Annotated in this window: 19 protein-coding genes; 6 read left to right on the top strand and 13 right to left on the bottom strand. The window is 74.0% G+C overall.

Annotated features, from left to right (window positions below):
- Positions 1-41: 41 nt before the first annotated feature.
- Positions 42-1,118 (top strand): adenosine deaminase, encoded by a 1,077-nt coding sequence (locus tag SM452_RS21180; protein WP_357207849.1) that lies wholly within the window; start codon positions 42-44, stop codon positions 1,116-1,118.
- On the opposite strand, the gene SM452_RS21185 is transcribed toward SM452_RS21180, so the two are convergent.
- Positions 1,119-1,385: a hypothetical protein gene (locus tag SM452_RS21185; RefSeq protein WP_228531240.1), complete on the bottom strand. Its 267-nt coding sequence runs from the start codon at positions 1,383-1,385 to the stop codon at positions 1,119-1,121.
- 532 nt (positions 1,386-1,917) lie between these two features.
- Between SM452_RS21185 and SM452_RS21190 the strand changes: the two genes are divergently transcribed.
- From SM452_RS21190 to SM452_RS21205, 4 genes are all read left to right on the top strand, one after another.
- On the top strand, positions 1,918-5,553 hold the full coding sequence (locus SM452_RS21190) for a sensor histidine kinase (protein WP_355506757.1): 3,636 nt from the start codon (positions 1,918-1,920) through the stop codon (positions 5,551-5,553).
- Positions 5,550-5,954, top strand: coding sequence for a roadblock/LC7 domain-containing protein (locus tag SM452_RS21195; RefSeq protein ID WP_013283992.1), 405 nt, complete (start codon positions 5,550-5,552; stop codon positions 5,952-5,954). The genes SM452_RS21190 and SM452_RS21195 overlap by 4 nt, the downstream gene beginning before the upstream one ends.
- A 100-nt stretch (positions 5,955-6,054) precedes the next feature.
- On the top strand, positions 6,055-6,432 hold the full coding sequence (locus SM452_RS21200; protein WP_036345708.1) for a DUF742 domain-containing protein: 378 nt from the start codon (positions 6,055-6,057) through the stop codon (positions 6,430-6,432).
- Between the two features lies 1 nt (position 6,433).
- Positions 6,434-7,027, top strand: a complete 594-nt coding sequence (locus SM452_RS21205; RefSeq protein WP_030501201.1) for a GTP-binding protein — start codon at positions 6,434-6,436, stop codon at positions 7,025-7,027.
- Between the two features lie 124 nt (positions 7,028-7,151).
- On the opposite strand, the gene SM452_RS21210 is transcribed toward SM452_RS21205, so the two are convergent.
- The 3 genes from SM452_RS21210 to SM452_RS21220 all read right to left on the bottom strand — a co-directional run bounded on the left by SM452_RS21210 (position 7,152) and on the right by SM452_RS21220 (position 11,888).
- Entirely contained in the window at positions 7,152-8,372 is a 1,221-nt protein-coding gene (locus tag SM452_RS21210; RefSeq protein WP_355506755.1) for an ABC transporter substrate-binding protein, read from the bottom strand.
- Positions 8,373-8,494: 122 nt separating this feature from the next.
- A complete protein-coding gene (locus SM452_RS21215; RefSeq protein ID WP_463840541.1) occupies positions 8,495-10,891 on the bottom strand; it encodes a transposase in 2,397 nt (798 codons plus the stop codon).
- Between the two features lie 40 nt (positions 10,892-10,931).
- Positions 10,932-11,888, bottom strand: a complete 957-nt coding sequence (locus SM452_RS21220; RefSeq protein WP_355506752.1) for a DNA primase — start codon at positions 11,886-11,888, stop codon at positions 10,932-10,934.
- A gap of 145 nt (positions 11,889-12,033) precedes the next feature.
- Here SM452_RS21220 and SM452_RS21225 point away from each other — a divergent pair, with 145 nt between their 5' ends.
- Positions 12,034-12,375: a PadR family transcriptional regulator gene (locus tag SM452_RS21225; RefSeq protein ID WP_194798637.1), complete on the top strand. Its 342-nt coding sequence runs from the start codon at positions 12,034-12,036 to the stop codon at positions 12,373-12,375.
- Positions 12,376-12,396: 21 nt separating this feature from the next.
- Here the strand turns inward: SM452_RS21225 and SM452_RS21230 are convergent, their stop codons facing one another.
- From SM452_RS21230 to SM452_RS21270, 9 genes are all read right to left on the bottom strand, one after another.
- A complete protein-coding gene (locus SM452_RS21230) occupies positions 12,397-13,080 on the bottom strand; it encodes a permease prefix domain 1-containing protein (RefSeq protein WP_262012588.1) in 684 nt (227 codons plus the stop codon).
- A 62-nt stretch (positions 13,081-13,142) separates the two neighbouring features.
- On the bottom strand, positions 13,143-14,918 hold the full coding sequence (gene cydC, locus SM452_RS21235; RefSeq protein ID WP_463840566.1) for a thiol reductant ABC exporter subunit CydC: 1,776 nt from the start codon (positions 14,916-14,918) through the stop codon (positions 13,143-13,145).
- Between the two features lie 127 nt (positions 14,919-15,045).
- Entirely contained in the window at positions 15,046-16,725 is a 1,680-nt protein-coding gene (cydD, locus tag SM452_RS21240) for a thiol reductant ABC exporter subunit CydD (protein WP_463840542.1), read from the bottom strand.
- Positions 16,722-17,729, bottom strand: a complete 1,008-nt coding sequence (locus SM452_RS21245; protein WP_463840543.1) for a cytochrome d ubiquinol oxidase subunit II — start codon at positions 17,727-17,729, stop codon at positions 16,722-16,724. The genes cydD and SM452_RS21245 overlap by 4 nt, the downstream gene beginning before the upstream one ends.
- Positions 17,730-17,740: 11 nt before the next feature.
- Positions 17,741-18,988, bottom strand: coding sequence for a cytochrome ubiquinol oxidase subunit I (locus tag SM452_RS21250; RefSeq protein WP_463840544.1), 1,248 nt, complete (start codon positions 18,986-18,988; stop codon positions 17,741-17,743).
- Between the two features lie 103 nt (positions 18,989-19,091).
- Entirely contained in the window at positions 19,092-19,997 is a 906-nt protein-coding gene (locus SM452_RS21255) for a M56 family metallopeptidase (RefSeq protein ID WP_262012584.1), read from the bottom strand.
- A gap of 10 nt (positions 19,998-20,007) precedes the next feature.
- Positions 20,008-20,454, bottom strand: coding sequence for a BlaI/MecI/CopY family transcriptional regulator (locus SM452_RS21260; protein WP_026268060.1), 447 nt, complete (start codon positions 20,452-20,454; stop codon positions 20,008-20,010).
- 250 nt (positions 20,455-20,704) lie between these two features.
- Entirely contained in the window at positions 20,705-21,529 is an 825-nt protein-coding gene (locus SM452_RS21265; protein ID WP_463840545.1) for an aldehyde dehydrogenase family protein, read from the bottom strand.
- Positions 21,522-22,952, bottom strand: coding sequence for an aldehyde dehydrogenase family protein (locus SM452_RS21270; RefSeq protein ID WP_262012582.1), 1,431 nt, complete (start codon positions 22,950-22,952; stop codon positions 21,522-21,524). The genes SM452_RS21265 and SM452_RS21270 overlap by 8 nt, the downstream gene beginning before the upstream one ends.
- Positions 22,953-22,954: the final 2 nt, after the last annotated feature.

The raw sequence follows: 22,954 nt of genomic DNA on the forward strand, positions 1-22,954 counted from the left end.
TCCACCGCCGCGCCCGTACCGGGGGTGACTAGGGTCTGAGCATGGTCGCAATCTCGTACGAGGACATCGTCAAGGTCCCGAAGGCGCTGCTGCACGATCACCTCGACGGCGGCCTGCGGCCCGCGACGATCGTCGAGCTGGCCGCCGAGGTCGGCCACGAACTGCCCACCGCCGACCCGGCGGCGCTCGGCGTCTGGTTCACCGAGGCGGCGAACTCCGGCTCGCTAGAGCGTTACCTGGAGACGTTCGCGCACACGGTGGCGGTCATGCAGACCCCTGCCGCGCTGCGCCGGGTGGCCCGCGAGTGCGCGCTGGACCTGGCCGCCGACGGCGTGGTCTACGCCGAGGTGCGGTTCGCGCCGGAGCAGCACCTGGAGCAGAACCTGACCCTGGACGAGGTGGTCGACGCGGTGGTCACCGGGTTCCGGGAGGGCAGCGCGCTGGCCGCCGAGGCGGGCACCCCGATCCGGATCGGCACGCTGCTCACCGCGATGCGGCACGCGGCCCGCTCGCAGGAGATCGCCGAACTGGCCGTGCGGCACCGCGACACCGGTGTGGTCGGCTTCGACATCGCCGGCGCCGAGGCGGGCTTCCCGCCCACCCGGCACCTGGACGCGTTCGAGTACCTCCAGCGGGAGAACTTCCACTTCACCATCCACGCCGGTGAGGCGTTCGGCCTGCCGTCGATCTGGCAGGCGATCCAGTGGTGCGGCGCCGACCGGCTCGGCCACGGCGTCCGCATCGTCGACGACATCACCCCGGGCAACCCGCCGGTGCTGGGCCGGCTGGCCGCGTACGTGCGGGACAAGCGCATCCCGCTGGAGCTGTGCCCGTCGTCGAACGTGCAGACCGGCGCGGCGGCCTCGATCGCCGACCACCCGATCGGGCTGCTGCGCGACCTGCGGTTCCGGGTGACTGTGAACACCGACAACCGGCTGATGAGCGGCACCTCGATGTCGCGGGAGATGACGCTGCTGGTGGAGGCCTTCGGCTACGGCTGGAAGGAACTCCAGTGGTTCACCATCAACGCGATGAAGAGCGCCTTCATCCCGTTCGACGAGCGGCTGCGGATCATCGACGAGGTGATCAAGCCGGCGTACGCCGAGCTGATCGGCTGATCACGACTGGCGGGGGTGGCCGGAGAGCAGTGCGGCCACCCCGCGCAGCACCTGGCCGGCCCGGGCCGCCTCGGCGCCCAGCCCGGTCTGCCGGCGCAGCACGGCCGGCTCGGCGCGCAGCAGCGCGACCCCGCGCCGGAGCAGCACCCGGGGTGCCTTGCGTTGCTCGGCGAGATCCCGGGCGAGGCGGCGCAGGAACGTCGCGCCGCGCGGTCGGCGCAGCGCGTACGCCCCGGCGAGCAACCCCAGCCGGCGGCACTCGGCCACGATCTCGGCCGCGAAGATCCCCTCGGCGACGAAGATTGGCGATCCGTCGACATCGAATGGCCGGGTGGCTACCCGACGGTCTGCGCCGATCGCATAAACCGGCACTTCGGCCTTGCCCTCACGAGCCAGTCGGGCGATTGTTTGCACCGCCGTGTCCGAATCCCAGGACAAGGGGGACTCCCAATCCACCTGTCCGTTTCGACGCGGACACGTAGGGTCATCGCCGTCCTTGTAGAAGTCGTCTAGGCAGAGCACCGGAAGTCCGGTTCGCTGGGCTATGTATGACTTTCCGGACCCGGAGGGGCCGGCGAGCAAGACGACGCGGTGCGGGTGTTCCATTACCTTCAGTGACTCCGGCCAGACGGATTGCTATCAAATTGCATCAACATCTCATCACACCTCCGGTGAGGGACAACCTGGTCTTTCTCTTTGCGGAGCGGCGTGATGGAATCTCGGAGGTCCGACCCGCCGGGTCGGTCGCTCGGCGTTGCCCTCAGGGTGACGCGGGGCGCAGTAATGCGAGGGCGGTGACGTGAGCAAACGGCCAACGACGGCGGGCTCCTTCCTGTCGCGGCTGCGCCGGCCGATGAGTCGGCTGCGCGATATGCCGATCTGGTCCAAGCTCGGTCTGATCATGATCGTGCCGACCATCGCCACGGTCGTGGTGGGCACCAGTGGTCTGGTCGACCACCTGGAGACGCTCAACAATGCCAACCGGGCGGGGGATCTGGCCAACCTGATCGGCTACTCGGGTGACCTGGTCGACACCGTGCAGGACGAGCGGGTCGGCGCCGTGCTCTTCCTCGGCGCGAAGGAGTTCCAGACCCGGGCGCAGTACCAGGAGGGCTACAACCGCGCCAACCAGCGGGTGGACCAGGCGAAGTCGCCGTACCTGCGGCAGCGTGGCGAGATCGACGACCTGCCCCGCAACTTCGTCGGGCTGCTCGACACGATCGACACCCAGCTGAAGGACCTTCCGGCTACCCGCAGCCAGGTGCTGAACGGCAAGCTGAAGATCAATGACGCCGACCAGGCGTACCGGCAGCTGATCGAGGACCTGCTCGCGATCCGCGACTCGGCCACCCAGCTCGCCGGCAACAACGACCTGAGCGACCGGATGCGCGCGTCGGCCGCCGTGGCCCGGCAGAAGGAATACCTGACCCAGCGCCGCGTGGTCGTCCACCAGGCGCTCACCCAGAACCAGTACACCGCCGCGCTGCGCGAGCAGTTCATCGCCAGCGGCACCGGCCAGTCGCAGTCGCTGGCGACGTTCCAGGCGGTCGCCACCGAGCCCGACAAGCTGTTCTACGAGCAGACCGTCTCCGGGCCCGACCTGCGCAAGGCCGACCGCTTCACCAGTTTCGTCTCGGGCAACAACAACGGCTCCATGGAGAACGCCCCGTTCGGGGCGGACCAGTGGGACCAGACCATGGTCGCCAACGCCAAGCTGATCCGGACCGTGGAGGCCCGGCTCGACGGCAACGTGGTCCGCCAGGCCGACGCGCTGCGTTCGGACACCCAGCGCCAGGTGTTCCTGGAGACCGGCCTGCTGCTCACCATGCTGCTGCTGGCCATCCTGTTCGCGTACCTGGTGGCCCGCTCGATGGCCCGCTCGCTGCGCGACCTGCGCCAGGGCGCCCTGGCGGTGGCCCAGTACGGGCTGCCACAGGCGGTCGCCCGGCTGCGTGACCCGCAGGTGACCGGCCAGCTATCCCCGGTCCAGCTGGCGAACCAGATCGCCGAACCGCTGCCGGTACGCAGCAAGGACGAGTTCGGCCAGGTGACCGAGGCGTTCAACGCGGTCCACCTGGAGGCCGTCCGCACCGCCGCCGAGCAGGCCGCCCTGCGGGCGTCGGTCGCGACCATGTTCGTCAACCTGGCCCGCCGCTCGCAGATCCTGGTCGACCGGCTGATCGGCCACCTCGACCGGCTGGAGCGCGGCGAGGAGGACCCGGACCGCCTGGCCGAGCTGTTCCAGCTCGACCACCTGGCCACCCGGATGCGCCGCAACGACGAGAACCTGCTGGTCCTCGCCGGTGCGGACTCCACCCGTGTGCAGCGCGAGCCCGCCGCCCTGATCGACGTGCTCCGCGCCGCCCAGTCCGAGGTCGAGCACTACACCCGGATCGAGTTCGGCGTGATCGACCGGGACATCGAGGTCGCCGCCCACGCGGTCAACGACCTCGTGCACCTGGTCGCCGAGCTGTTCGACAACGCCACCGCCTTCTCCCCGCCGGACTCGCAGGTCATGGTGGAGGCCCGGCGGGTCGGCGACCGCGCCTCCCTCTATGTCGAGGACCGCGGCATCGGCATCAGCCCGGAGCAGCTCCGCGACCTCAACGAGCGGCTGGCCACGCCGCCGCAGGTGGACGTCGCGGTCTCCCGGATGATGGGCCTGGTCGTGGTCGCGCGGCTGGCCGCCCGGCACGGCGTCCGGGTCGAGCTGCGGCCGGGCGCCGACCGGGGCACCGTCGCCGACGTGACGCTGCCGACCTCGGTCCTGGTGCCGCGCGCCCTGGCCGGCCGTGGCCTGCCCGGACCGGCCCTGCCCGCAGCGGGCCCGCAACAGAACGGCCCGGCACCGGCCTTCGGCGCCCTGGCGGCCTTCGGCAACAACAACCCGCCGAGCCTGCCGCCGGCGCCCCACCCGGGCTCCTCGGGCAACCAGGTCACGCTCGGCGGACGCGCGTTCGACCCGGCGCCGCGCAACGGCTCGGGCACCCCGGCGAACGCCGGTGGCGGCCGTGCCATGCCGGCCTGGTCCGACCTGACCGGCGCCAGCCCGTCCGGCGGCGACGGCGTATTCGACGGCCGGCCCAACGGCCAGTCGACGGACCCGCTGCCGCAGCGGCGTAACCCGGCCGACGGCGACCCGGGCAGCACCGGGCAGCAGCCGGCGATCCCGCGCCAGCTGCCGAGCAGCCCGGAGGCGCGGCCCTACAGCCCGCCGCCGGTCTCCGCGCCGCCGGTCCCGCCGGTGTCGGCCCCGCCGCTGCCCCCGGTCTCCGGCGCGCCGGTCTCCGGTAACCCGCTGCCGTACCGGCCGGTATCGGCCGCGCCGGTCTCCGGTGACCCGTTCTCGGGCCGCCCGGTCTCCGCGGCGCCGGTCTCCGGTGACCCGCTGCCGTACCGGCCGGTCTCGGCCGCGCCCGTCTCCGGGCACCCCGCGCCGGTGTCCGGACAGCCCGCCGCCGGGTACCCGACCTCCGCGCCGCCGGCGAACCAGCCGCAGGCACGTCCGATGCCCGCACCGGGTGTCAGCGCCCCGCCGGTCTGGCCGCCGGTCACGCCGGCCCCGGCTCCGGCGGCGCCGGAACGGCCCACCGGCGGCATGGACATGACCACCGAGCTGCCCCGGGTGCCGCGCACGGAGATTCCGGCCACCCCGCAGCAGGCGGCCGGCCAGCCGTCCGCCGCTCCGGCCGCGAGCCGGCCGGCCGAGGCACCGGCGGCGAACCGCCCGGCGGCACGCCCGGCCGCGCCGCAGCAGCAGGGCAACCGACAGCGGTACGCGGACGAGACGATGGAGCTGCCGATCTTCCGGGAGCTGGAGTCGGCGTGGTTCCGCACCCGCCGGCCCGGGCCCAACGAGGAGTCGGCGGCACCGGCCGCGACGACGAACGGCGGCGCCGCCACCCAGCAGTTCGCCAAGGTGGACACGGCCGGCCGGCCCGTGCCGCAGAAGACACCCGCAACGACAGGTAACACACCGATGGCACAAACTCCGACGGCCGGCGGAGCACCGCGTGACAACGGCGCGGCGAACGGGAACACCCGTCCCGCGTACACCGGCGGGTTGCCCACCCGGCAGCCGTCCGCGTCGCCGCAGGCCTCCTCCCCGTGGCAGACCGCGGCCGACGACGGCTGGCGCGCCGCCTCGGCGGCCACCGAGGTGCCGGTCGCGGAGACCACCCAGAAGGGCCTGCCGAAGCGGAAGCCGATGGCGCAGCTCGTGCCGGGCAGCATCGAAAAGCCTTCCGCGTCGGTGCAGCGGCGGACGCCGGAGGGCGTCCGGGGCCTGCTCTCGGCCTACCATCGGGGCGTGCAGCGCGGGCGTAACACCGACAGCAACACGACCGGCCCGGAGGGCACTCCGGGCGGGCAGCAGTCCTCGCAGTCTGGCTCAGGCCCGGTGGCCGGGAGCGGGCAGAAGGAGCAACAAGGATGACTACTACGCAGGATCTCGGATGGCTGCTCGCCAACTTCGCCGACCGGGTGCCCGGTGTGGCGCACGCGGTCGCGGTCTCGGCCGACGGCCTGCTTCTCGCCTCGTCCCGTGACCTTCCGCGGGACCGCGCCGACCAGCTCGCCGCGATCGCGTCCGGTCTGGTCAGCCTCACCCAGGGCGCGGCCCGCTGCTTCGAGGGCGGGGCGGTGTTGCAGACAGTCGTCGAGATGGACAACGGCTTCCTGTTCCTGATGTCCATCTCCGACGGTTCGTCGTTCGCGGTGCTGGCGGCGCGGAGCTGCGACGTGGGTCAGGTCGGGTACGAGATGGCCCTGCTCGTGGACCGGGTGGGCGATGCCCTGACGCCGCAGCCGCGCACGGCTGTGGGGATGATGGGCTGAATGACGCGCTGGCCGGTGGGTCAGGTGCGGGAACGACAACGACAGCGACGAATGTCACCGGGGCGAGCCGGTGCCGGGTACGAGGGAGGTGAGCGGCGAAATGGTGGATCGTGACGAGCCGACCGGCGCGTTGGTCCGGCCGTACGCCGTCACCCGCGGTCGTACCCGCCCTCGGCTCGACATCGCCCTGGAGGCACTCGTCGAGACGACGGTGCGCGGCCGAGCGGTTGCCACTGGCAATGGTGGCCACGGTCGTGAACACCAGTACATAGCCGCGTTGTGTGACGGACGTGTGCAGTCGCTCGCCGAGATCGCGGCGCGGATGCAGCTTCCGCTCGGCGTGGCCCGGGTGCTCATCGCCGACATGGCGACGGACGGCCTGGTCGCGGTCCACGAGCCGACCATTTTGGACGACTCCGACGACGCGGTGGGCACTGAACTGCTGGAGAGGGTGCTGAGTGGACTTCGCAGGCTCTGACATGTCGCACCGGCCGCCGGCCCCGAGCGGCCGAGTGACGTCGGCGAAGATAGTTATCGCCGGTGGGTTCGGCGTCGGCAAGACGACGCTGGTCGGCTCGGTCTCCGAGATCACGCCGCTGACCACCGAGGCGATCATGACCTCCGCCGGTGTCGGCGTCGACGACACCCGGCAGGTGCCGGGCAAGACGACGACCACGGTGGCGATGGACTTCGGTCGTATCTCGATCGACCGGGATCTGATCCTGTACCTGTTCGGTACGCCGGGTCAGACGCGGTTCTGGTTCATGTGGGACGAGTTGGTCCGGGGTGCGATCGGCGCGGTGGTGCTGGTCGACACCCGGCGGCTCGCCGACTGCTTCGCCGCCATCGACTTCTTCGAGCACCGGCGGCTGCCGTACCTGGTGGCCATCAACTGCTTCGACGGCATGCAGTACCACGATCCGCAGGACGTCCGGGACGCACTGGCGATCTCCCGCGACGTGCCGGTGGTGCCGTGCGACGCCCGTAACCGGGAGTCCACGAAGCACGTGCTGATCTCGCTGGTCGAGTACGTGCTCACCATGCGGCGCTCGCGGGCCGTCGCGCCCGCCTGACCGACGCGCGGAAGCGCCCGGCGGCCTCAGGGCCACCGGGCGCTTCCTGCCGTCCGGGGTCGGACACGGTACGCGACCGCCCGGTGACCCTCCACGCGGGACGGTCACCGGGCGGTGAGCGGGGTCAGGCGTACCGGGTCCAGGTGCCGCGGAACACCTGGTACACGGCGAGCGAGTCGGGCTCCATGCCGCCGTGCCGGTCGGCGCTGAACGCGTACCCGCCGGCGATGCCCTCGACGGTCTGCGCCTGGAGGAGGGCCCGCAGCCGGCCCCGGTCCAGGCTCGTCGCCATCCGTGCCGACGTGGCGAGGAGCTGGAGCGCGTCCGAGGCGTACGGAGCGAAGTCCGGGCTGACGCCGTGCCGCTGCGTGTAGCGGTTGACGAAGTCCCTGCGGGCCAGCTGCGCCGTCGTGGTGGCGGTGGCGGCGGAGACGTCCAGGCAGGCCGGGTGCACCGCGTACGCGCCCTCCACGGCGGCGGCGTTCGCACCCTGGACGGTGTCGTCGGCGACCGCGCCGGCGTCGAAGAAGATCGGGCCGCGGTGACCGGCGGCGCGCAGCTCCCGTGCCGCGACTCCGGAGTCCGGCGCGGTACCCCAGACCACGACGCCGTCCCGCTGGCCCCCGGCGACGCGCTCTGCGGCGGCACGGAAACGCCGGCCGGTCGCCGGCAGGCGTACCGTGCGGGCCAGGTCGATGGTGCTGTCGGCGAGCGCCTCCCGCATCGCGCGCACACCCGAGTCGCCGTGCATCCCCTCGGTGGCGAGCACCGACACCCGCCGGATCTTCTTGGACTCGAACAGCTCCACCAGGCGACGCGCCATGTCGACGGCGTCCGGGGTGAGCTTGTAGGTGAACGTGCGCTCGTCCAGCGGCAGCACGATGCGGTCACCGTAGCCGAGTGACAGGAACGGCGTCTTGACCCGCTGGGCGGCCGCCGCGAGGGCCGCCGAGGTCTCGCCGAGTACACCGCCGATCAACGCCTGCGCGCCGATCCGGGTGAGGTCGGCGGCGTGCCGGGCGGCGACCTCGGGATTGCTGCCGTTGTCCAGGATCTGGAGCCGGACCGACCGGACCAGGTTCCCGACCGGCAGGCCGGTGCGGTTGAGCGAGTCGGCGGTGAGCTGCAGGGCCTGCCGCTGGGCGACGCCGAGCAGTGACCCGGTGCCGGTCAGCTCCAGACTCGCGCCGACGATCAGATCCTGGTCGCTCGGCGCGCTGCTGGACGGGCCGTCGTCCGGCCGCTGGCCCTGCGGAGCGCAGCCGGCGAGCAGCAGGCTCCCGGCAGCGGCGGCGAGGACGCCCCGCCGGGTGAGCACAGTGGAGTCGAACGCCGGTGTCGCCAATGGAATCGCCTTCCCACCCCGGCGAACAGGCGCCGCCGCTGGTCCGCCGGGTATGTTCCCGGCCGGTCCAGCCCAGCGTCAAATCGCCCCGGTGTGGGATGAAACACCCCCGGCGAGCCCGGTCAGGAGCGGTAGCCCGCCGAGCGGTACTCGTACTCCCGGTCGTCGTCGCGGTCACCGGTGTCGCGGGTGAAGTCCCAGCCGCCGGCCGCCTCGCGGCCCGGACGGCCGCCCACGGCGAAGCCGCCGATCTCCTGGCCGCGCCGCCAGCCCCGGAAGTATCCGGTGGTGTTCTCGGCGAGGCTCGCCGCGTTCCGGACGATCCGCAGTGGACGCTCCTCGCGCAGCGGGGAGCCCGGCACCAGGTTGGCCTGCGGCACTCGCTTCGGCAGCCCGGCCTTGGTCTCGGCGCCGACGGCCGGGCGGGCCGCCTGCTCGGCCGCCTGCCAGCCGGTGTCGGCAGTGGTCGACCACTCCAGGTCGGCCTCGTCGCCGTGCCCGACGAACCAGGCGGACTTGGCCTGCGCGAAGATCAGCAGATCGCCGTCACCCTCGTCGGAGACCGGCGGCGGCCGGTGCTCCTTCGGTGCGGGACGCCGCTCGGGCGCGGCGGGCAGCGGGACGCGGCCCGGGTCGCCCTGGTCGACGAGACGCAGCGGCGGCGTCTCCAGACCGGGGTCGGCCGAGCGGCTCATCTCGTCGCGCAGCGCCCGATCAGCCAGCGGCGGCGGCTCCACCAGCCGCAGCATCGGCGGCTCCTGCGGCAGGTCGTCGGCGAGCCACGGCGGCGTGACCCGGCCCGGGTCGCTCGGCGCGTCCACGCCCCGCCCGTACGGGTAGGTGGTGCCCTCCCGCTCCCGGGCGGTGTCGTCCTCGGTGTTCACCAGCGGCCAGTTCGCCCGGGAGCCCGGCGGCGCCTCCGGCGCGGGCGGACGCGGGGCCGGCACCGGAATGCTCAGGTCGGTGGCGCTGAAGCCACCGGTCGGCGGTTCCTGGTGCTGGTTGGTCTTGGGCCGGGGCGGGATGACTGTGCGCTGCCGCTCGGCCCGCGCCTTGTTGATGGCAGCGGTGGTGAGCGTCGGGCGGAACGGTTCGCCGGCCTCGGCGGGCGGCACGGCACCGCGCGGGGACGGTGCGATCGGGGTGATCCCGGGGGGCGGCGGTGGCGGCGCGGAGATCGGCCGGTTGGTGGGGCCGTCCACCCGCGACGGCAGCGGCGCGCCGGTCGGCTCGGGCCGCGCCGGGGGAGCCGAGGACGGCCGGCCCAGTGCGGCTGCCGGAGCAACGGGCGTGACCGGCGCCGGGGCGACCGGCGGCGGCGTGACGGGCGCGGGCGCGACGGGCGGCGGGCCGAGCGGCCGGGGCGTCGTCGTGGCGGCCGGCCCGGACACCGGCTCCGGACGGCTGCGCCGCCCACCGAGGACCTGCTCGGGACGGCCGCGACGGCCGGCCGGTTCGGGTGCGCCGGCCGGTTCGGGACGACCGAGGTGGGGCTCGGCGATCGGCTCCGGCGGGATCGAGCGCACCGGACGCAGGTCGGCCGCGGGCGCCGGGGCCAGCTCGTCGACCTGCTCGCCCCGTCGCGCGGCGGCCCGGCGGCCGGTCGCGGGAGCGGGAGCGGTGCGTTCGGCGAGCGCGCCGACGAGCGCGTCGCAGCCGGCGTCACACGTGCGGACGGAGGCGACTGCCTGCCGCACGGTCTCGGCGACGGCAGCGGTGAGCGTGCGGTTGACGGTGGCCCGCCGGGGCGTCTCGGAGATGGCGACGCGCAGCGCGGTCACCGCGTCGGAGACGGCGTCGGCGTCGGCCACTCCCTCGCCGGCCAGATGCGCGACGACCGCGTCGGCGGCCGGCGCGCCACCACGGCCCGCGGGGCCGGTGAGCATGCCCGGCTCGGGCAGCGCGTCGAGCACCGCCAGGGCGATCCGGTCGGCAGGATCCGGGTAGGCCCGCAGCGCGGCCGGGTACAGCTCGCGGAGCACCTCGCGCAGCGTCACCGCGGCGGAGTGCCGGCCACTCGCCAGCGCCGCGTGCGCGGCCAGGACCTGCGTGTATCCGGCCAGCTCACGCGGTGCCGGGAGGGTCACCGCGGAGAGCGCGCCGGCCTGGAGCGCGCGGGCCAGCCCGACCGCGCGACGCTCGGCGGGCGGGGACTGCATCTCCTCCAGGGAGTCGTCGTCGGCGAAGCGCTCGGCGAAGTCGTCGACCGAGTCGTCGTCGGCGATCGCCAGCGGCCGGCCGGCGGCGCTCAGCAGCGAGGTGACGATGTGGTCGTCGCTGTCGGCGGCGATGGCCGCGCCGCTCGGACCGCCGGACCGCTCCACCAGCAGCGCGACCAGCCGGGCGTAACCGGCGGGATCGTCACCGATCTCGCAGACGTGCAGCAGACGGCCTGCGTCGTCGACCACAGCGGACGTCAGCGTCGTTCCGGCCGAAGCCGTTCGGTCGGCCGGATCTGCCGAGGCCAGACCGCAGTACACGCGCACGAGCGCCACGGCGTCGTCCTCCTCCCGGGACACAGGTCTTGCTCTGCCAGAGACTGATGCTCCCCGCTCCGGGTCAGTCGCGCCAGTCCACAACCGCAGAGATCTTGCCGACAATGGTGCGCCAACCCAAACTTGCGGTTTGTGCCCCGATTTTCTTCAGCCGGCGCCGACCCAGGAAACCACCGACGCCACCGTTGACGGAAGCGCGCAGAGCCTCGTCCAGGTCGTCCAGGCTGGAGCCCGCCGAGAGCATGTCCAGCACGGCGGGTAGCCGCAGGGCGTACGCCAGGTCACGGGCGATCTCACCGGCTTCGATGAGCAGCTCGTGGTCCCACGCGTCGTGGCCGCCGCGCAGGTTCTCGACCACCAGGTCGAGCTCGTACGTGTCCTCGTCCAGCGGGGCGATGTCGGCCGGTTCCAGCCGTTCGGACAGTTCATTCCAACTGTCCAGCTGGGACAGATCGTTCGGCGCACCGGAACGGATGAAAGTGACCAACGACTCGGGGGTCTTGAACAGCAGGAGCCGGCCCTTGTGAGTGAGGAAGAGCGGCACCTCCTCGTCGCCCGCCTCGTCCTCGTCGTCCTCGTCCTCGGCCTCGGAGTCGTCCTCGTCGTCCTCGGCCTTCTCCTCGTCCGAGGCGTCGGCCTTGCCCTTGCGGCGGGACTTGGCGTCCTTCTCCTCGTCCTCGTCGTCCTCCTCGGCGGAGAGGGCGGCGAACTCCTCGTCGAGGATCACCACCTCCTCGTCCTCCTCGGTCTCGACGACCTGGCGGCGGGCCAGGAACGGGTCGTCCTGGTCGCGCTCGGCGACGTCGGTCGGGGTCAGCTCGCGCGCCGGCCGGTACGCCCGCAGCGTGAAGCCGGTGCCGGCGGGCAGGGCGATCTCCACCGGGTCGATCCGCACCTCTTCCCAGAGCGCGCGGTCCGCCGGCGGGCGGTCCTCCTCGACCTCGTCGGCCGCGGCGGCGGCGTCGGTGTCGTCGAGCTCGGGCTCGTCGGCGTCGGGCCGTTGGGGCGACTGGCGGGCCACGCTGACCTCCGTGTGCGTTCGGGTTGCCCACCCGGCGGATTCGCGCCGCCGAGTGACTCTGCGCACATACCCTAGTGGGCGACGGTTCCGACCGGGAGTCGCACCCCTTGGCGTCGCGGCGGCACGACAAGTAGCGTTGCTACACATGAAGGCGCAGGCGCTGCACGGACACCTGGACGCGCTCCTGCTCGCGGTGCTGGAACGGGGCGCGCTGCACGGCTACGCGATCATCGAGGCGTTGCGGGCCCGCAGCGGCGGCACGCTGGATCTGCCCACCGGCACCATCTATCCGGCGCTGCGCCGGCTGGAGCGGGCCGGGCTGGTGGCGAGCACGTGGAGCACCGTCAACGGCCGGGAGCGCCGCACGTACGAGCTGACCGAGGCCGGCGGCCGCGCGCTCGCCGGGGAGCGGGCCGGCTGGCACGAGTTCAGCGCCACCGTCGGGCGGTTCCTCGGCGCGGACGAGCCGCCCACCGCACCGGCCTGACGGGGGCGCGCCGGCAGCCGCTCAGCCGGCCAACCGGCGGTCGGCGAGCACCCAGCATCGGGCCGCCCGGGCCAGCGCGAACCAGGCCGCCGAGACCACCACCATCCCGATGACCAGGGGTGGCCAGGTGAGCGCGGCGTCCCACAGCCCGATCGACCAGCCGAACAGCGCGCCGCCGGCGACCGCGCCGAGCAGCAGGCTGCCGGTCAGACCGAAACCGATCAGCCGCGCCGGGCGGACGAGCCGCGGTGAACCCCACCGGGCGACCAGCGGACCGACCAGCAGCGCGACGAGCGCCAGCGCGGCGACCACGCCCCAGATGCCGTTCAGCGCGGCGGAGAGCAGCAGGTAGGTCTGCGGCGGCGGCGGACCGTCGCTCCAGCTCGACCCCTGCCAGGTCAGGTCACCGGCGGCGATGAGCACCACCGCCACCACGAGCGTGCGCAGCGCCAGCCCGCGCAGCGCGCCGACGGCCAGCTCGGCCTGGAAACCCGGCACGAGCTGGGCGTCGCTGCCGAACTCGGCGACCGCCCGCCGCTGCGCCTCCGCGCGCGGCAGGCCCCCTTCCCGGTACGCCTCGACGGCGTCCTCCAGCGCGTGCCGCGCCTCGGTCAGCAGGTCGGTCTTGAGCCGGTTCGGCCCGTGCAACCGCGTGGACAACTCGTGCAGCCGGCGGTCGACCACTGCCTCCTCATGCACCCGCATGGGGTAAGCCTGCCACCGGAGGGCGACAACCCGCGTCAGGGAAAACCCCGATCGGCCGGGCGTCAGGGCGTGATCGCCAGGTAGCCGCGCTCGGCCGCCTCCTGGCGCAGCCACTGCTCCCGGTACCAGCCGGGGCGTGCCACCAGCTCGTCGTGCCGGCCGCGCTGCACGATCCGGCCGCCTTCGAGCACCACGATCTCGTCGAACCCGGCGAGGCCGCTGAGCCGGTGGCTGATCAGCAGCACCGAGTGCCCGGCCGGGGTGGCGGCGAGCGTGGAGTCCAGCACCGCGTCCGCGGCCGCCGGGTCGAGCCCTTCGGTCGGCTCGTCGAGCACCAGCACCGGCGGGGCGGCCAGCAGCGCCCGGGCCAGCGCGAGCCGCTGCCGTTGCCCGCCGGAGAGCTGCCCGCCCTGCTCGCCGACCACCGTGTCCCAGCCGTCGGGCTGTTCGCGTACCCAGTCGAGCAGGCCGGCCGCCCGGGTCGCGGCGACCAGGTCCGCCTCGGTGGCGTCCGGGCGGCCGAGGAGCAGGTTCTCCTCGACCGTGGCGTGGAAGACGTACGCCTCGGCGAGCAGGCCACCGACCACCCGGGGCAGGTGCTCGGCCGGGATCTCGGACACCGGCACGCCGCCGGCGGTGACGCGGCCGGTGTCGGGGCGTACCGCGCCGGTGAGCACGGCGGCGAGTGTGCTCTTGCCGGCGCCGCTCGGCCCGACCACCGCCACCCGGCGGCCGGCCGGCAGGTCGAGGTCGAACCCGGCCAGGGCGGGGGCGGCGCCGGCCCGGTAGCGGACCGTCACGTCGGCGAACCGCACGTCGTGGCCGTCGACAGTGGGCTCCGGCGCGTCCGGTGGCGTCGCCGGGCCGGGCTCGGTGAGCAGGTCGGCGACCCGGGCCAGCCCGGCCCGCAGCTGGGTACGCTGGCGGGCCGCCGCGACGAGCGCGAGCGCCACCTCCACGGCGGCGAGCGAGCCGACCGCGAGGACGCCGACCAGCACGCCGCCGGCCTCGGCCCGCAGCGCCACGACCACCACGGCGGCGGCGGTGAGGCCACCGACGAGGACGCCGAGCGCGTCCACCGCGAAGCCGGTCGCGGCGAGCCGGCGTTCCAGCCGGGCCAGTCGTCCGGCCCGCTCGTCGGCGGCGGCGAGCGCGGCGCCTGTGGCCCCGAACGCGGCCAGGTCGGCGGCGCCGTGGGTGAGGTCGACCGCGTCCACGGCGAGCGCGCCCCGCAGCGGGGCCACCTCGTCGGCGGCGCGGCGGGTGATCCGGGCGGCGAGTGCGGGGAGCGCCACTCCCGCCACGAGCAGGCCGAGCGCGAGCACACCGGCGGCCGGCGGCGAGATCAACGCGGCGACGCCGACCGCGAGCACGCTGACCAGCGCCGCCGCCGCTCCCGGTACGAGGACGCGCAGCAGTAGGTCCTGGGCCGCCTCCACGTCGGAGACCAGCCGGCTCAGCGCGTCCCCGGTACGGCGACCGGTCTCGCGCCGGGCGGCGAGCGTGGCGAAGACGCGGGCCCGCACGTCGGTGATCATGCGGAGGACGGCGTCGTGCCCGGCGAGCCGTTCGGTGTACCGGAACACGCCCCGGCTGACCGCCAGTGCCCGGACCGCGACGATGGCCACCGTCAGCCGGTCCAGCGGCGGCCGGCCGGCGGCGCTCATCAGCAGCCAGGTGGCGGTGGCCATCAGCGCCAGGCCGGCGAACTCGGTGGCGGCGGCGAGCAGCCCGGCGCCGAGCAGCCGGCTCAGGTAGGGCCGGGCCAGACGCAGCACCGCCCGTTCCGCGCCGGGCCGGGCGGGCGCGGGCGGTTCCGGCGAGCCGGAGGCCGTCACCGCAACCCCCGTCGGCCCGGCCGGCTCCCGGCCCACCGGCGTCACGCCGTCGCCGGCGGTCACCGGGTCACCGCCGGTCGGGCGGGGGAGACGGGGCTCGCCGGGGCACCGGCGGGGGAGACGGGCTTCATCGGGCCACTCCCGGTCCGGTGGCGGTCGGGTGCAGTTCGGTGACCCGGCCGTCCTCGACGCGCAGGATCCGGTCGGCGTCGGCGAGCAGCGCGGGCCGGTGCGCGACGAGCAGCGCGGTACGCCCGGCGACCAGCCGCCGGGTCGCGTCCAGCACGACCGCCTCGCTGGCGCTGTCCAGCCGCGCGGTCGGCTCGTCGAGCAGCACGATCGGTGCGTCCCGGAGGAACGCGCGAGCCAGCGCGACACGCTGCCGCTGACCGCTGGACAGGCCGTGACCGCGCTCGCCCAGGCGGGTGTCCAGCCCGTCGGGCAGGGCGTCCACCACCTCGTCCAGCGCGGCGCCGGTGACCGCCGCGGCGAGCGCGGCATCGGAGGTGTCCGGTGCGCCGAGGCGGATGTTGTCGGCCAGCGACCCGGCGAACAGGTGCGCCCGCTGCGGCACCCAGGCCAGCTCGCGCCGCCATTCGTCGAGGTCGACGCCGGCCAGGTCCACCCCGTCGACCGTGACCCGGCCGGAGGTCGGTGCGACGAAGCCGAGCAGCAGGTTGAGCAGCGTGCTCTTGCCCGCGCCGCTGGGCCCGATGATCGCCACCCGGTCGCCGGGCCGGATGGTCAGCGTGACGTCGCGCAGCGCGGTGGTCCGGTCGTACGCGACTGTGACGCCCTCGAAGCGGATCTCACCCCGGCCGCGCGGCGCCGGGCGGCGCGGCTCGGCGGTGGCGGGCGCGTCGGTGGCGGAGAGCGTGAGCGCCTCGTCCAGCGCGGTGAGTCCTTCCATGCTGGCGTGGAACCGGCTGCCCGCGGCCCGCAGCGGCATGTACGCCTCCGGGGTGAGCAGCAGCACCAGCAGCGCGGTGGAGAGCGTGAGGCCGCCGCCGAGCAGCCGGATGCCGACCGGCACCGCGACCAGTGCGACGGAGAGCGTGGCGACCAGTTCCAGCACCAGCGCGGACAGGAACGCGATCCGCAGCGTCTTCATGGTGGCCTGGCGGTGGCCGTCCGCCATCCGGCGTACCACGTCGACCTGCCCCTTGGACCGGCCGAACGCGCGCAGCGTGGGCAGCCCGGCGACCATGTCGAGGAAGTGCCCGCCGAGCAGCGACAACCGGCGCCACTGCCGTTCGGTGGCGGCCTGCGCCTGCCAGCCGAGCAGCGCGCCGAAGATCGGGATGAGCGGGATGGTGAGCGCGATGATCAGCGCCGAGCTCCAGTCGGCGAACACGATCCGGGCCAGCACGGCCACCGGCACCGTGACGCTCAGCACGAGCTGCGGCAGGTAGCCGGTGAAGTACGGGTCCAGCGCGTCCAGGCCGCGCCCGGCCAGCGTGGCGAGCTGCCCGGCCCGCTGCCCGGCGACCCAGGTCGGGCCGTGCCGGCCGACCGCGCCGAGCAGGTCGGCTCGCAGCGCCGCCTTCACCGTGGCGGCGGCCCGCGCCGCGACTGTGCCCTGCGCCCAGCTCACCAGCGCCCGCCCGGCCACAGCGGCCACGAGACCGGCCAGCGCCGGCCGGTGCAGCCGCCCGTCGAACGCCGTCGCCAGCAGCGTCGCCAGCGCGGTGGCCTGAGCGATCACCAGCAGCGCGGTGAGCCCGCCCAGCACCGCGAGCACGGCGAGGTCGCGCCGGGCCGCGGGGACCCGACGCAGCAGACGCGGGTCGAACGGGCGGCGGTTCACCAGTACACCGGTGCCCTGCCGTCGATCCGTCCCCGGAAAACCCACCAGCACATCGCCTGAAAGCCTAGTAGGGCGGGCAGGAGCGGTAGCGCGAGCCATCCCAACAGCGCCAGTGTCGGGTGGCTGGCGGCCGCCTCGGCCACCGTCAGCGACGCCGCCGGGTCGGTGGTGGAGACCAGGATCCGGGGCCAGAGCGCGGCCCCGATCAGCGGCGCGGGCAGCGCCAGCGCCGTCGCGGTCGCGGCGAAGGCCGCCAGGGCCCGGCCCCGCCGCAGCGCCGCGCGGGCCGCCAGCAGCGCCGCCACGAGCGCCAACGGCAGGAGTACGGCTACAGCCGGGCGCGCCGCCGCGGCGCGTACCCGATCGGAGAGCACGCCCAGGACGGTGGCCGCGCCGACCGCGACGAGTGCGGCGGGCACCAGGCCGCTCGCCAGCCGGGCGAGGGCCGGGGCCTCGGCGGCGGGCAACCGGAGCGTGAGGAACGTCGCACCGTGCACCGCCACCAGCGCGAGCAGCGCCAGCCCGGCGGCGGCGGCGAACGGGGTGGCGAGGTGGCCGACACCGACCACGTGGCCGTCGGCGCTCAGCGGCACGCCCTGGAGCAGCCCGGCGAGCACCGCGCCCCAGCCCAGCGCGGCCAGCACGCAGCCGACCACCACCACCCGGTCCCAGCGGGCGCGGGCGGCGGCGGAGGCCGGGCGGCTGCGCAACTGCACCCCGGCGGTCACCAGCACCACACCGGCCAGCGCGGCGAGCACCGCCGGGTAGAAGCCGGAGAGCAGCTCGCCCTCCAGCCGGGGGAACGCGCCGAACAGGATGCCGACGGCGGCCACCAGCCAGACCTCGTTGCCGAGGAAGAACGGCCCGAGCGCGGTGAGCGTGGCCCGGCTGCCCGGTGCCGGGCCGCGCCGGGCCAGCAGCAGGCCGACGCCGTAGTCGTAGCCGCCGAGCACGAGGTAGGTGGCGAAGAAGAGGCCGAGCAGGGCGTACCAGGCGAGTTCCACGGCGGGCTCCCTCAGACGAACACGGGCTGGTGGTGGGCGTCGGTGTCGGGCGCGGGCGGGCGGCCGAGCGCCGGGTCGTGCGCGCCGCGGGCGGCGTGCCGGGCCAGCAGCGTCCAGTTGGTCACCGCGAGCGCGCCGAGCAGCAGGCTGAACCCGATCAGCGAGGTGAGCATCAGCCCCGGTGAGACCGGCGAGATGGCCTGCGCGGTGGGCAGCAGCCCGTATGCGGCCCAGGGCTGGCGGCCGACCTCGCGGGCGATCCAGCCGAGCAGCATCGCCACGAAGGGCAGCGGCAGGCCGAGCAGGATCAGCCAGAGCGGCACCTTCAGCCGGATGATCCAGTCCCGCCAGAGCAGCGGCAGCAGGAGCCAGAGGGCGCCGAGCGTGAAGCCGATCAGGATCATGAAGCCGAGGCCGACGTTGGAGAGCACCGGTGGTTCCCAGTCGCCGGGGCCGAACCGCGCGGTCCAGTCGGCGACGAGCGCGTCCCGCTCCGGCCCGCCGCCGAACTTGGTCGGCTGGAGCTGCGCCACCGGCCCGAACTGGGCGAAGCCGAAACCCTGGAGCATGCTGACCGCTAGGGCCGCGGTGACCAGGCCGAGCCGCAGCGAGGTGCGGAACAGCACGTAGTCGGGGGTACGCCGCAGCAGGTGCCAGGCGCTCACCGCGGCCATCAGCAGGCCGCCGGTGACCAGGCTCGCCGAGATCACGTGGCCGAACGCCATGCCGAACGTGGGGTTGGTGAGCAGCGCGCCGAAGTCGGTGAGGTGGGCGACGCCGTCGCGGACCTCGTACCCGACCGGGTTCTGCAGCCAGGCGTTCGCCACCATGATCCAGAAGGCCGAGGCGTACGCGGTGATCGCGACGCCCCAGAGCAGCGCCAGGTGCACGCCGCGCCGCAGCCGGTGCCATCCGAAGATCCACATACCGAGGAACGTGGACTCCAGGAAGAACGCCACCAGCGTCTCGATGGCCAGCGGCGCGCCGAACACGTTCCCGACGTAGCGCGACAGCCCGCTCCAGTTCAGGCCGAACTGGAACTCCATCACGATGCCGGTGGCGATGCCGAGCACGTAATTGATCACGTAGAGCTGGCCCCAGAACCGGGTCAGCCGCTCGTACACCGGCTTGCCGGTCAGGTAGCCGGCCGTCTGCAACCCGACCAGGAGCGTGACCAGGCCGAGCGTGACCGCCACGAACAGGAAGTGGATCGAGGTGGTGGTGGCGAACTGGAGGCGGGCGAGGAGCAGCGGATCCACTGTCGTCCTCCCATGGGTTGGCTCTCTTGTCGTAGCCAACCTACACGTAGCCTTGCTACCTATAGGGGTGCGCGAACCCGGAGAAGTCCCGTAGGGGGCGACGTCAGCTCAGGAACAGGGCGAACGGCAGGGAGACGAGCGTGCCCGCGACCGCCAGCGCCATCGCGCCGAGCACCCGCGGCGGGCGGTCCGCGACGAGCAGCCGCTGCACGCGTACGTCGAGGTCGCGGTCGCCGAGTCCGAGCGTGCCCGCCGGCTGGACCCGGTGCTCGGCGGCGGCGAACCGGCGCAGCGCACCGGCCAGCGGCGCGTCCGCGTGCAGCTCCCGGGCCTTGTCGTCGGCGCGCATCTCGACCAGCAGCGCCACCCGCGCGTGCGCGTCCCGCACCCACCGGAACCAGGGCAGCGCCCGGCACAGCGCGGTGAACGGCAGCAGCACCAGGTCGTGCCGCTCCTGGGCGTGCGCGCGCTCGTGGGTGAGCACCGCCGCCAGCTCGGCCGGGTCGAGCAGGTCGAGCGTGCCCGCGCTCACCACCACCCGGGGACGAACACCGGGCAGGCAGTACGCCGCCGCGCTCGGGTGGTCGAGCACCAGCGCGCCGGGCACCGTCGGGTCACGCCGGGCCACCAGGTGCAGCAACTCCCGGTGCCGGCGCTGGGCGCGGACCGCGCCGTGCAGGCTGCGTACCGTCGTGGTGAGCAGCACCGCGCCGATGCCGAGACCGACGCCGACCAGGCTGAGGTGCACCGCGCCCACACCGGCCGGCAGCGTGCCGTGGGCCAGGTCGTCGGCCAGGGCCAGCAGCGCGTACCCGGTCGCCCGGTCGTACGCGTCGAGCCCCAGCGCCATCGGCAGCCCCATGGCGGACAGGCCGAGCGCCAGCCCGACCGCCTGCCAGCAGAGGATCGCCACCCGGGGCGCCCGCCACGTCCAGCGCGCGGCGGCGAGGACCTGCGCGGTCAGCCAGCAGGCCAGGATGATCGCGGCGAAGTGCAGGGCGTACGCCACGGCAGCCGCCCTACCGGTCCGTCGCCTCGTCGAGCGCCGGCCGACCGGGCCGGGGGTTCTCGACCCGGCCGGCCGGTCCGTCCTCGACAGTCGCCCCGGCCTCGGCGCCGAGCGCGGCGCGGAGCACGTCCGCCTCCGTGCCGGTCACCGAGCGGGCGAAGCGTACGAGTGCGGCGTCCCGGCTGCCGCCGAGGTCGAGGGCTTCGAGCATGAGCTGGGCGATGTGCGCTTCGCGGGTGGCGGCCGGACGGTAGCGCCACGCGCGGCCCTCCCGCTCGCGCTGCACCATGCCCTTGCCGGCGAGCCGGTCGAGCACTGTCATCACGGTGGTGTAGGCGAGTTCCCGGCCGTCCAGTGCGTCGGCGACCTCGCGTACGGTCACCCCGCCCGACGAGGCGGGTGCCGCGTCCCACAGCACGTCCATCACCGCACGCTCAAGGTCCCCCAGCCGAGTCACCCGTCAATCCTACCCCCGGTAGTAGATCCCTTCCGCCGCCCCGGTCCCCGGTCCTCCCTCCGAAGATCAACGCCAGCTCGGGGAGGCGGTGTGGTCCGAGGCGGCTCGATGCAGCCACCTCGCCGTGCTGGTGTCGATCTTGGTCGGCGCGGGTGCGATCGACAACAGCCGCGGGAAGTGCGGGAACGGGAAGTGGCGGCAACCCGGGTGGGTGTGCCGCCACTTCGGGCCGGGACCGGACTGCCGCCGGTCAGACGCCCTTCGGGTGCCAGACCGTCTTGGTCTCCAGCAGCGTGGTCATCCGGGTGATGCCGGGGTCGGCGTACCAGTCGTGGTCGGCCGGGGCCGGCCGGAGCACCCGCTTGAGGTTCTCCGCGGCCTTGATCTCCAGGTCGGCCGCCAGGTCGGCATCGGTGACGCCGGTCAGGTCGATCGCGTTGACGTCCATGTGCGCGGCGAGCGTCGGCACGGTCTCGGTCAGCCGGCCGGTGAGGATGTTGACCACCCCGCCGGGCAGGTCGGAGGTGGCGAGCACCTCGGCCAGCGTCACCGCCGCCAGCGGCGCCGCCGGGGAGGCGGCCACCACCACCGTGTTGCCGGTGACGATCGCCGGGGCGATCACGCTCACCAGGCCGAGCAGCGCGGGCTCCTCGGGGGCCACCACCGCCACCACGCCGGTGGGCTCCGGCGCGGACAGGTTGAAGTACGGGCCGGCCACCGGGTTCGCGCCGCCGTACACCTGGGCGATCTTGTCGGACCAGCCCGCGTACCAGACCCAGCGGTCGATCGCCGCGTCCACCTCGTCGGCCGGGACGCCCAGGGCGACGAACTGCTCGCGCCGGCCCTCCAGCATCTCGGCCACCCGGTAGAGGATCTGACCCCTGTTGTACGCGGTCGCCCCGGCCCAGCCCTTCACCGCGGCGCGGGCGGCCACGACCGCGTCCCGCGCGTCCTTCCGGGAGGCAAGAGACACGTTCGCGGATTGCACGAGATACGACCGTCCCGACTCGCTGCGCGGGAACTTCCCGCCGATGAAGAGCTTGTACGTCTTGCGTACCGCGACCCGCTCAGACATTGAGGTACCCCTCCAGCCCGTGCCGGCCGCCCTCGCGACCGTAGCCCGACTCCTTGTAGCCGCCGAACGGCGACGTCGGGTCGAACTTGTTGAACGTGTTCGCCCACACCACGCCCGCGCGCAGCCGGTCGGCCAGCCACAGGATCCGGGAACCCTTGTCGGTCCAGATCCCGGCCGACAGCCCGTACGGCGTGTTGTTGGCCTTCTCGACGGCCTCCGCCGGGGTGCGGAACGTGAGCACGGACAGCACCGGGCCGAAGATCTCCTCGCGGGCGATCCGGTGCGCCTGGGTGACGCCGGTGAAGATGGTCGGCGCGAACCAGAAGCCGCGCTCGGGCAGCTCGCACGGCGGCGACCAGCGCTCGGCGCCCTCGGCGGACCCGGCGTCGGACAGCTCCCGGATCCGGGCCAGCTGCGCGGCCGAGTTGATCGCGCCGATGTCGGTGTTCTTGTCCAGCGGGTCACCGACCCGCAGCTGGGCCATCCGGCGCTTGAGCGACTCCAGGACACGGTCGGCCACCGACTCCTGCACCAGCAGCCGGGAACCGGCACAGCAGACGTGCCCCTGGTTGAAGAAGATGCCGTTGACGATGCCCTCGACGGCCTGGTCGATCGGGGCGTCGTCGAAGACGATGTTGGCGGCCTTGCCGCCCAGCTCCAGCGTCAGCTTCTTGCGGGTGCCGGCGACCGAGCGGGCGATGGCGCGGCCGACCTCGGTGGAGCCGGTGAACGCGACCTTGTCCACGCCCGGGTGCTCGACCAGCGCCCGGCCGGTGTCACCGGCGCCGGTGACGATGTTCACCACGCCGGCCGGCAGGTCGGCCTGCTGGCAGATCTCGGCGAACAGCAGCGCGGTGAGCGGGGTGGTCTCGGCCGGCTTGAGCACCACGGTGTTGCCGGCGGCCAGCGCCGGGGCGATCTTCCACGCCAGCATGAGCAGCGGGAAGTTCCACGGGATGACCTGCGCCGCCACGCCGAGCGGCTTCGGGTCCGGGCCGAAGCCCGCGTGCGGGAGCTTGTCCGCCCAGCCCGCGTAGTAGAAGAAGTGCGCGGCGACCAGCGGCAGGTCGACGTCGCGGGACTCCTTGATCGGCTTGCCGTTGTCCAGCGACTCCAGCACCGCCAGCTCACGCGAGCGCTCCTGGATGATCCGGGCGATCCGGAACAGGTACTTGGCCCGGTCCCGGCCCGGCATCGGACCCCAGACCTTCTCGTACGCGCTGCGGGCGGCGCGGACCGCGCGGTCCACGTCGTCGGCGCCCGCCTCGGCGATCTCGGCCAGCACCTCCTCGGAGGCCGGGTTCACCGACTTGAAGCTGCCGCCGGAAGCCGGGTCGACGAACGCGCCGTCGACGAAGAGCCCGTACGAGGGCTTGATGTCCACCACCGAGCGGGACTCGGGGGCGGGTGCGTATTCGAACATCG

Source organism: Micromonospora sp. SYSU B005 (genome assembly GCF_055362685.1).